Source organism: Marinobacterium arenosum (genome assembly GCF_019795155.1).
GTDB lineage: Bacteria > Pseudomonadota > Gammaproteobacteria > Pseudomonadales > Balneatricaceae > Marinobacterium_C > Marinobacterium_C arenosum.
In genome coordinates this window covers 1-1,211 of sequence record NZ_JAILYN010000115.1, presented here as the reverse complement: position 1 = coordinate 1,211, position 1,211 = coordinate 1, and the positions used below count along the sequence as shown (strand labels likewise).

The window sequence follows — 1,211 nt, the reverse complement described above, 5'->3', positions numbered from 1 at the left end:
CTTGTATCTCTCGTTGATGGGTGATTAGCTACCGCCCATCGCAAGGAGCCGGTGAGCCAGGCGGGCTGCGAAGTCGAAAAGACTGCCCTGTAGATGAGGCCCCGGCTCCTATTCTCTTCGAACTGAATGGTATCCGAGCGCCCTGAAATGAATACCAGGTGACGCTGCATGTACAAGGGTAGTAGCAGAGATGCATGTATTTATTGGAATTGATGTCAGCAAGGACAAACTGGACCTGTGCTGGTTGCGCGATCCGACGACCAATAAAAAGAAATCGAAAGTATTTAAAAACCGGCCGGCAGAGCTGGCAAATGTCTGTGGCTGGCTGCTGAAGAATACCGGAGCTGAGCCTCAGGATATCCTGATCACGGTTGAACCCACCGGGATCTACCATGAAGCGCTGATTTACCACTTGCATGAGCAGGGCTTCAATATCTTCCTGCCCAACCCGGCGTGGGTCAAATCGTACCTGAAGTCGGAAGGCATTGTGCATAAGACTGATAAGTCGGATGCCACCACCCTGGCACGCTATGGCTTACAGAAAAGCAATCGGCAGCTGTGGTCGCCTGAAGCCCCCGAAGTACGGGAGCTGAAAGCCCTGATGCGACGGCTCGATGCGCTGGAAAAAGACCGTCAACGTGAGCTCAACCGCTTGGAGGCCAGTACCTTCAATAGCATCTCGGAGCGGGTACTGCAGTCCCTGCAGGAGATGATCCGCAATCTGGATGCCGAAATCAAAGCGCTGCAGGACGATATTGATGATCACATCGACCGGCATCCAGGGCTGAAAAAGAATCGTGAACTGCTGTCCTCCATTGTCGGTATCGGGCCGGTCATGTCGCGCGAATTGACCTACCTGTTGGCCGCCAAGGATTTTATATCGGCCAAGCAGACTGCTAACTATATTGGGGTCATTCCGGTACTGCAGCAATCTGGCAAATGGGTCGGCCATACCCGGCTGAGCAAGGAAGGCCCAGGCCGGTTACGGGCGAAGTTATATATGGCGGCGGTGGTGGCCAAGCAGCATAACCCGCTTATTCAAGATCAGTACGAACGGTTGCTGGCTGCCGGTAAGAACCGCATGCAGGCGCTGGGCGCCGCCATGCGCAAGCTGGTACACATCTGTTTCGGTGTGGTGAAAAACCAGCAAGAATTCCAACCACAACTGCCGTAAAAGGCCGTTGTGGCCGGAATCGAGAGATGGTATCTAC

Annotated in this window: 1 protein-coding gene; it reads left to right on the top strand. The window is 54.0% G+C overall.

Going from position 1 to position 1,211, the window contains the following annotated elements:
- Window positions 1–190: 190 nt before the first annotated feature.
- Window positions 191–1,174: an IS110 family transposase gene (locus K6T12_RS21435; protein ID WP_222225010.1), complete on the top strand. Its 984-nt coding sequence runs from the start codon at window positions 191–193 to the stop codon at window positions 1,172–1,174.
- Window positions 1,175–1,211 lie beyond the last annotated feature (37 nt).

Coding starts and splice junctions, on each gene's coding strand:
- K6T12_RS21435 (WP_222225010.1), top strand. CDS start 191: ATGCATGTATTTATTGGAATTGATGTCAGCAAGGACAAACTGGACCTG.